This window comes from Streptomyces sp. NPDC058665 (assembly GCF_042714995.1).
Taxonomy (GTDB): domain Bacteria; phylum Actinomycetota; class Actinomycetes; order Streptomycetales; family Streptomycetaceae; genus Streptomyces.
In genome coordinates this window covers 1-1,306 of the sequence record NZ_JBHXRX010000149.1, presented here as the reverse complement: position 1 = coordinate 1,306, position 1,306 = coordinate 1, and the positions used below count along the sequence as shown (strand labels likewise).

The window sequence follows — 1,306 nt, the reverse complement described above, 5'->3', positions numbered from 1 at the left end:
AGAGTGCGGTACGCGAGGTAATGCCCGTTTCAGGCTGGGGGTTGGGTGAGGAGTTCTGGTCGGTGGGGTGGGTCGGTGGTCAGGTGCGGGGCTGAGTGAACAGGCCGGGTTCGGGTTCGGCGAGGATGCCTCGTGTGACCAGGCGTTTCAGCTTGGACCGGATGCCTTCGGTGTTCTTCGGGAGGATCGGCAGGTCGAGTGCCTCGCACAGGTCGCGGGCCTGCATCGGCCGGCCGGCGTCGGTGAGGGCGGTGAGGATCTGCTGGTAGGCCGGGTGGTCCGGCACGTCGGGGCGGGGTGTCTCCTGGACGGGATCAGGTCGGGGGATGGCAAGGAGGGTCTTGCGGGTGATGCGCAGGTTCTCGCTCTCCGCGTCGAGTTCTCCGAGGTGGGCGGTGAGGTCCTCGATGCGGGAGCGGAGCTGTCCAGCCTCTTTGTCCAGTTCGCGCATCCGGGCCTCGATGTAGGTCAGGACGGCGCTGATCTGCGGGTTGTCGCTCACGGCGTCCTCCAGGCGGGGACGGTGGCGCCGGTGAGCCGGCGGGCCATCACGGAGGTCATCGCCCAAAAGACACGCGAGCGGGAGCTGGCGGGTCGGTGTTCGTAGTCGCGGACCAGCCGCCGGTAGAACATCAGGATCCCGTTCGTCTGCTCCACCACCCACCGCTTGGCCTGCGGGACAAAGCCCTTGTCAGCGGGGTTGCGTTCGACGATCTCGACGTCGATGCCGTACTGCTTGCCGTGGTCGACGACGCTCTTCTTGAATCCCTGGTCGACCAGGGCTTTACGCACCGTGTCGGTCTGGGCGGCCACGCCGTCCAGCAGCGCGATACCGGCGGCGTTGTCGTGCGCACCGGCCGCCAGGACAGCGACCGCGACAACCAGGCCCAATACGTCCACGGCCAGGCATCTCTTGCGCCCCGGCACCTTCTTCGCCGCATCCTTGCCCGTCGTGGTGGCCGGAACGCCGACGGCAGCATGAATACTCTGCGTGTCCAGGATGACCAGGCTTGGGTCGGCTAATCGCCGTCTTTTCTCCCGCAGTTGCCACCGCAACAGATCTTGGATGGTCTGGTCGGTGCCGTCGTCACGCCACGTGTAGAAGTAGTACTTCACCGCGCCGGCGGGCGGCAGGTCGTGGGGGAGCAGGTCCCACTGGCAACCGCTGCGGTTCTGGTACAGGATCGCGTTCACGATCTCCCGCATCGCGTATCTGCCCTGGTGGCCGCTGACCGAGGGGTGTCCGGCCTTCCATGCCGCGATCACGGGCTCGACCAGGGCCCACTGCTCGTCGGAGACGTCACTC

At 66.8% G+C, this 1,306-nt stretch carries 2 protein-coding genes; both read right to left on the bottom strand.

What is annotated here, in order from left to right:
* Positions 1-79: 79 nt before the first annotated feature.
* Entirely contained in the window at positions 80-502 is a 423-nt protein-coding gene (locus tag ACFWV8_RS38355) for a hypothetical protein (RefSeq protein ID WP_384215107.1), read from the bottom strand.
* The coding region (locus ACFWV8_RS38350) for an IS5 family transposase (RefSeq protein WP_384215106.1) at positions 499-1,306 on the bottom strand (808 nt) is incomplete at its 5' end. The genes ACFWV8_RS38350 and ACFWV8_RS38355, both read right to left, overlap by 4 nt.